The 6,766-nt window shown below is 65.5% G+C and carries 6 protein-coding genes and 1 pseudogene; 6 read left to right on the top strand and 1 reads right to left on the bottom strand.

Annotated features, from left to right (window positions below; genetic code table 11):
• Positions 1-723 (bottom strand): molybdopterin-binding protein (locus WBV42_RS04285; protein WP_423984930.1); only part of this gene is annotated, 723 nt, incomplete at its 3' end.
• A 153-nt stretch (positions 724-876) separates the two neighbouring features.
• Between WBV42_RS04285 and WBV42_RS04280 the strand changes: the two genes are divergently transcribed.
• From WBV42_RS04280 to WBV42_RS04255, 6 genes and pseudogenes are all read left to right on the top strand, one after another.
• Positions 877-1,473, top strand: a complete 597-nt coding sequence (locus WBV42_RS04280) for a CoxG family protein (protein WP_423984929.1) — start codon at positions 877-879, stop codon at positions 1,471-1,473.
• A complete protein-coding gene (locus WBV42_RS04275) occupies positions 1,470-1,973 on the top strand; it encodes a (2Fe-2S)-binding protein (protein WP_253228958.1) in 504 nt (167 codons plus the stop codon). The genes WBV42_RS04280 and WBV42_RS04275 overlap by 4 nt, the downstream gene beginning before the upstream one ends.
• Position 1,974: 1 nt before the next feature.
• On the top strand, positions 1,975-4,356 hold the full coding sequence (locus WBV42_RS04270) for a xanthine dehydrogenase family protein molybdopterin-binding subunit (protein WP_423984928.1): 2,382 nt from the start codon (positions 1,975-1,977) through the stop codon (positions 4,354-4,356).
• On the top strand, positions 4,356-5,249 hold the full coding sequence (locus WBV42_RS04265; protein ID WP_423984927.1) for an FAD binding domain-containing protein: 894 nt from the start codon (positions 4,356-4,358) through the stop codon (positions 5,247-5,249). Before WBV42_RS04270 ends, WBV42_RS04265 begins: the two co-directional genes overlap by 1 nt.
• A gap of 83 nt (positions 5,250-5,332) precedes the next feature.
• Positions 5,333-6,253: an AAA family ATPase gene (locus WBV42_RS04260; RefSeq protein ID WP_423984926.1), complete on the top strand. Its 921-nt coding sequence runs from the start codon at positions 5,333-5,335 to the stop codon at positions 6,251-6,253.
• Positions 6,250-6,766 (top strand): annotated as a pseudogene (locus WBV42_RS04255) (hypothetical protein); the annotation flags it as partial. The gene WBV42_RS04260 and the pseudogene WBV42_RS04255, both read left to right, overlap by 4 nt.

The raw sequence follows: 6,766 nt of genomic DNA, 5'->3' as shown, positions 1-6,766 counted from the left end.
CGTCAGAAGCACGTCGGCCGCGGCGGCGTGTTCCGCGACGGCGTCCCGAACCGCGTCCGGGTCGTCGGGTACTGGAGCGACGACCTGACGCTCGTGGCCCCACGACGCCACGAGGTTGGCGAGCATCGGCGAATCGCGGTCGGGTTGGCGGCCCGCAACGAGTTCGGTGCCGGTGCCGAGGATGCGGACGGAGAACGGTTCGCGGACGGGAACGTTCGAGACGCCGATGTCCGCGAGCAGACCGGCGTCGGGCGAGGTCAGTCGATCGCCAGCCGAAAACAGGGTTTCGTCTCTCCTCGCGGTCGTCCCGCGGCGGAAGACGTTCCGTCCGGGTTCGACGGGTGGACCGGAGAGTGTGGTCTCGCCGTTCTCCTCTTCCAGTTCGGACCGTTCGCGTTCCAGAACCGCATCGGCACGGTCGGGAAGCGACGCGCCGGTGGCGATTCGGATCGCTTCGCCCGTCTCGGTTTGTGGTGGCTCGCCCTCCGCACCGATGTCGCCGACGACGCGGAGGGGATAGCCATCAGCGGCGGCGAACGCGTAGCCGTCCATCGTCGCCCGGTCGTGTGGTGGAACGTCGGCGGACGCGACGATGGCTTCCGTGAGGACACGATCGGTAACTTCTGCCGGAGGGACCTGATTCGTCACCCCACCTTCGAGAAGCGTTGCACGCGTCCCTATCGTCCGGTCGAGCGCTGTTCGTCGTGAAACCCGGTTCGTCACGGAGAACTGTACGGGCGGAGAAATGAAAGTTATTCCCCATCCGTAACCGGGATTGGTCGCCGAATTCGGGAAAAGCCTTATTGTCTATTCCATAATGATTACATGTGACAGATGATTCCAAGAATCACGACGGCGGGAGGACGGTGAGTTCGCGTGGAGTTCAGTGACACGTTCGAGATCGCGGACACCACCCGCGAGGAGGCGTGGCTGGCGCTCTCCGACCCGGTAATGATAAAAGAGGCACTGCCGGGCTGTCAATTCCTCGTGCGCGTCGATGACGAGGACGTTGACTTCGACGGGCTCCGCGAGCAGGTGTCGGACGACGACCCACCGACGCTCCCCGAGGCGGACACCGAGGAGATCGCCGAACGGGCGTTCGAGGAGGGAGCACACTACGCGGCGCTGATGGAGATCGGCGTCGGCAGCGTCAAACCCTCCTTCGAGACGGTCGTCACCATCACCGAGCGTGAGTTCGGCCACATGTCGGCAGAGGGTGAGGGTGAGGCCAGTAACTCCTCGTTCGAACTCGAAGCGGGGATGCAGTTGGAGGAAACCGAGAACGGCGTCGCCGTCGATTGGCAGGCCCAAACCGACGTGTTCGGGCGCGTCGCGCAGATGGGCCAGCGTGTCATCAATCCGGTGGCGAACCGCGTCGTCAACCGGTTCTTCGGCAACATCGAGGACCAGCTACGAGACGTCGAAACCGACGACAGCGGCGGAATTACGGACAAAATCAGGGATCTGTTATGACGGAACACGACATCACAATCACGGTAAACGGCGAGGAAAAGGACCTCACGGTCGAATCACGAACGCTGCTCGTCCACGCACTCCGAGACGAGTTGGGATACACGGGACCGAACGTCGGGTGTGAGAGCAGCACCTGCGGGGCGTGTACGGTGCACCTCGACGGCGACGCCGTCAAATCCTGTACCGTCCTCGCGGTGCAGGCCGACGGATGCGACGTAACGACGGTCGAGGGGTTGGCCGACGGTCCAGCACTCAACCCCGTTCAGGAGAGTTTTCAGGAGGAACACGGCCTACAGTGTGGCTACTGCACGCCGGGCATGATAATGACGGCCCAGCAGTTCCTCGAAGAGAACCCCGACCCCTCGCGGGAGGAAATCCGCGAGGCACTGGAAGGTAACCTCTGTCGGTGTACCGGCTATCAGAACATCGTCAACGCCGTCGAATCCGCCGCCGAGAAGATGCGGGCCGAGGGTGCCACCACCGCTGCGGAGGGGGACTGAGATGTCCATCGAAACCGTGGACGCGGACGACGTTGATATCGAGGAAGTCCTCGGTTCGGCCATCAAGCGCCGCGAGGACCCGTCGCTCATCACCGGTCGCGCGGAGTACACGGACGACATCCAGCGCCCGGACATGCTGCACATGGCCGTCACGCGGAGCCAGTACGGCCACGCGAAAATAAACTCCATCGACACCAGCGACGCCGAGGCGATGGACGGCGTCGTCGCGGTCTATACGGCCGAGGACTTCGACGTCCCCGGAGAACTGCCGGTCGGATGGCTGCTCGACAGTCTCCGAACCCCGGCCCACCCGATTCTGGCGAGCGACCGGGTACGCTATCAGGGTGACGCGGTTGCGGTCGTCGTGGCCGACGACCGCTACATCGCAGGGGAAGCGGCCGACGTGGTGGACGTGGACTACGACCGTCTCGACGCGGTGACGGACCCCGCGGAGGCGCTCGAAGACGACGCGCCGGTGCTCCACGAGGACCAAGGCGACAACGTCGCCCTCGACTGGGAACTCGGCGACGCCGAGACGACCGACGCGGCGTTCGAGGACGCCGCGACGGTCGTGGAAGCCGACCTGCACAACCAGTATCTCATCCCGAACGCGATGGAACCGCGGGCGACGGTGGCCGAGTACAACGGTGGCACCAACGAGCTTACGGTGGCCATGACTTCCCAGAACCCGCACCTCCACCGCCTGCTGATGTCCGGGGTCATCGACCACCCCGAAAACAAACTCCACATCCGCGCGCCGGACGTGGGCGGCGGCTTCGGGTCGAAGATTCACCACTATGCGGACGAGGCGCTGACGGCGCTCTGTGCCCGCGAACTCGAACGCCCCGTGAAGTGGGTCGCCACCCGTACCGAGACCTACGAGACGGACGCTCTGGGACGCGGCCACGTCACCCACGCCAAGATGGCGCTGGACGAGGACGGCCACATCACCGGCTTCGACGTGGATACGAAGGCCGCTCTTGGTGCCTACCTCTCGACGTTCGCACCGGCCGTGCCGACCTATCTGTACGGAACGCTCCTATCCGGACAGTACGACATTCCGGCCATTCACGTCTCCGTGGACGGCGCGTTCACCAACGTTCCACCCGTGGACGCCTATCGTGGCGCTGGCCGCCCGGAGGCGTCCTACGTCGTGGAGCGCATGATGACGCTCGCGGCCCGCGAAATCGGCGAGGACCCGGCCGAATTCAGGAGGAAGAACTTCGTCGACTCGGACGACTTCCCGTATCAGACGCAAGTCGCCGTCGAGTACGACAGCGGCGACTACGAGAAGACGCTGGACGAGGCGCTGGACGCGCTTGACTACGACGAACTCCGCGAGCGACAGGAGAAACTGCGCGACGAGGGTCGCTACATCGGCGTCGGCCTCTCGGCGTACATCGAAGCCTGCGGGCTCGCACCCTCCGAACTCGCCGGACAACTCGGCGCACAGGCCGGACTCTGGGAGAGTTCGCTCGTCCGCATGCAGTCGTCCGGAACCGTCACCGCCTACTGCGGGACGTCGGGCCACGGACAGGGCCACGGGACGACCTACGCCCAGATCATCGCGGACGAACTCGGCGTCCCCTACGACGACGTGGAGATCGTCGAGGGTGACACCGACGAGGTACCGCAGGGAATGGGTACCTACGGAAGCCGAAGTGCGGCGGTCGGCGGCAGTTCGCTGGCGACGAGCGCCGGAAAGATCGTGGAGAAGGCGCGGAAGATCGCGGCCCACCAGTTTGAGGCCGACGTGGACGACGTGGAGTTCGAAAATGGAGAATTCCAACTTGTCGGCGCACCGGACAAGAGCGTCTCCATTCAGGAAATCGCCGGGCAGGCGTACCTCGCCCACGACATCCCGGACGACATGGAACCCGGTTTGGAAGCCACCTCGTTCTACGACCCGGAGAACTTCACGTTCCCGTTCGGACTCCACGCCTGTGTCGTGGAAGTCGACCCCGAATCGGGTGAAATCGACATCGAACGCTACGTCGCGGTGGACGACGTCGGCAATCAGATCAACCCGAAAATCGTGGAAGGGCAGGTCCACGGCGGCGTCGCACAGGGCCTCGGACAGGCGCTGTACGAGGGCGCGGTGTACGACGACAACGGCACGCTCCTCACAGGATCGATGCAGGACTACGCGGTTCCGAAGGCCGAACACATCCCGGAAATCGAGACGCGAAGCACGGTGACACCGTGCCCGCACAACCCGCTCGGCGTGAAGGGCGTCGGCGAGGCGGGCACCATCGCCGCGCCACAGGCACTGGTCAACGCCGTCACGGACGCGTTGGAACCGTTCGACGTCGACGACATCGACATGCCGCTGACGCCCGAACGCGTGTGGCGTGCGGTCGAGGAAAGCGGAGGTGAGAACTGATGTTCCCGGCAGAATTCGACTACTACAAAGCGTCGAGCGTCTCCGAGGCGCTCGATCTGATGGAGGATCACGCGGACGAGGACCCCGAAATAATCGCGGGCGGTCACAGCCTGCTCCCGACGATGAAGTCCGGCCTCGCCAGCCCCGGTGCACTCATCGACGTCAGCGGTATCGACTCCATTTCGGGTATCGAGGCGGACGGCGACGAGACGACGATCGGCGCGATGACGAACTACGTTGACGTCGTGAACTCCTCGGACCTCGCGGAGAACGTGGCCGTCTTCCCGGCAACGGTCGAACAGATCGGCGACGTACAGGTACGGAACCGCGGCACCATCGGCGGCAACCTCGCGCACGCCGACCCTGCCTCCGACCTCCCGGCGGCGGCCCTCGCGGCGGACGCGACGATAGTCGTGGAAGGTCGTGACGGCGAACGCGAGGTTCCGGTTGACGACTTCTTCCTCGGCATGTACGCGACGGACGTCGGGGAGGACGAACTGCTCACGGGAATCCGGCTCCCGAACGCGCCCGAAATCGGCGGTGCATACGCGAAGAAACCGAGTCCGTCCTCGGGTTACGCCATGGTCGGCGTCGCCGCCGCACTCGAAGTCGACGGCGACGAGGTGACCTCGGCCCGTGTCGCCGCGAACGGCGTGATGGACCACGGCGTCCGCCTCGAACCCGTCGAGGACGCGCTCGTCGGCGGATCGACGGACGAGGATTCCCTCGCCGACGCCGCCGACCACGCGGGCGACGATCTGGACGAGATGCTGATGATGGACGACGTACAGGCGTCCGCGGAGTTCCGCGCCCACCTCCTGACGGTGTACACGAAGCGTGCGCTCAGGGCCGCGGTCGAACGAGCCAACGGCGGGGGGGCCGCCGCCGACTAAGTCTTGAACGACCGCACCCAATGGGTGAGTGTGATTGACACGACGGAACCGACGAGTCCGCGCGGCGCGACCGGAGGGTATCGATGACGGGTCCTGATGGGTTTGACTCCGTGACGGAAACGGAGCTTCGGTCGGTCTTCGACGACGAGGAGTACGTCGCCGAGGACGAGATAGTGACGACGGTCCTGCTGGCACTGCGCATGGGCAAACCCCTTCTCGTGGAAGGTGAACCCGGTGCCGGGAAGACCGAACTCGCCAAAGTGCTCGCCGAGGGGTTCGACACCGATCTCGTTCGTCTCCAGTGCTACGAGGGGCTGGCCGCCGAGAACGCGCTGTACGAGTGGAACTACACGAAGCAACTGCTCGCGATCCAGTCCGGCGAGGGCGGCGTCGCGGACGACGACTCCGTCTTCGACGAGGAGTACCTGCTCTCCCGGCCGCTTCTCGAAGCACTCTCTGGCGACGGCGACCGGCCACCGGTGCTCCTCGTTGACGAAGTCGACCGCGCGGACGAGGAGTTCGAAGCGCTGTTGCTCGAAATCCTCTCGGACTTTCAGGTGTCCATCCCCGAACTCGGCACCGTCGAGGCCACGACGCCGCCGGTCGTGATACTCACCTCGAACCGAACGCGAGGACTGAGCGACGCGCTGAAACGGCGCTGTCTGTACCTGTACGTGAACCCGCCGTCCGTCGAGAAGGAGCGGGCCATCATCGAACGGAAGGTGCCGGAACTCGCCGACGGACTCGCGGCGGACGTCTGCGGCGTCGCCCAGCAACTCCGGGACCGCCCGCTCAGAAAGCGTCCCGGCCTCGCCGAAACGCTCGATTGGGCGGAAGCCCTGACCGTCCTCGGCGACGGTGGCGAAGACGGCGAGGATGAACACCTCTCGGTTGAAACGGCTCGACAGACCCTCGGCTGTCTGCTGAAGGACGCCGAGGACGTCGAACGAATCGACGACGAGGTGCTCGAATCCCTGCTCGCGGAGGTGCACGCCGAGCCGTGAGTTCCCCGCCGTCCGACCGTCCCGCCGACAGGCTCCGGGCCGAACTCGTGGAGTTCACGGTACAACTCGATCGAACGGGCGCGAACATCCCTGGGGATGGTGCGCTCTCGGCCGCACGGGCGCTCACCGCCGTCGAACGCCGTGATCGCAGGAGTGTGCGGACCGCGCTTCGCGCGACGCTGCTCTCCGACGTGAGCGCCCGAGAATCGTTCGACCGACTGTTTCCCGTCTTCTGGGCGCGCCTTCGCGGCGAGGACCGACCGTATCCGGCGGACCCATCGGATGCGCCCTCACCCGGCAGGCCGAACGTCGGGAACGACGGCGCGACCGCCGAGGAGGACGCCGAGTCCGAGCGGGGCGAGGACGAAGAGAACGGTTCGGAGACGGGAGCGGGAGCGACCGTCTCGCCGGAGCGTTCCCCGCTCGGAGATGCGGAAACGAAGACCGCCGCGAAATACAGTCCCAGCGGCGATTCGGACCGGTTTTCGACGGCAACCGTCGCCGTCCGTGACG

It is taken from the genome of Haladaptatus sp. (assembly GCF_049589095.1).
Lineage (GTDB): Archaea > Halobacteriota > Halobacteria > Halobacteriales > Haladaptataceae > Haladaptatus.
Note: the sequence above shows the minus strand (reverse complement) of the source record. Positions and strands in the feature narration are given on the sequence as shown.